The sequence below is a fragment of the Chitinophaga varians genome, assembly GCF_014529945.1.
Lineage (GTDB): Bacteria > Bacteroidota > Bacteroidia > Chitinophagales > Chitinophagaceae > Chitinophaga > Chitinophaga varians.
Genome location: NZ_JACVFB010000054.1, coordinates 1 through 313 on the forward strand (window position 1 = coordinate 1; position 313 = coordinate 313).

1 protein-coding gene is annotated in these 313 nt (G+C 60.1%); it reads left to right on the top strand.

From position 1 onward, the window contains the following. The coding region (locus ICL55_RS35015) for a condensation domain-containing protein (protein ID WP_188106733.1) at window positions 1-313 on the top strand (313 nt) is incomplete at both ends.

Below are 313 nucleotides of genomic sequence, written 5' to 3' on the forward strand. Positions count from 1 at the left end.
CGAGCAGCAGGGCAAAGGCCAGGTGTTGCGCCTGCCCCGGAAGACAGACGCGTTCCTGCGGTGGTCACAGGAAATAGCACGTTATACCGCCACGGCTTCCTTTGAGGCGGCCAGCCGTTACTGGGATGTTTGGCGGCAACAGCCGCCACTGGCGTTACCACGTGATGATGCCGGCGGCAGTTGCCTGTTACGCGATATGCGGGAGGAAAAGCTGGAACTGAGCGAAGCGAAAAGCCATCAGTTGCTGACGACGGTACATACCACCTTCGGCACACAGATCAACGAGATCCTGTTGTCGGCGCTGGTGCTGGGG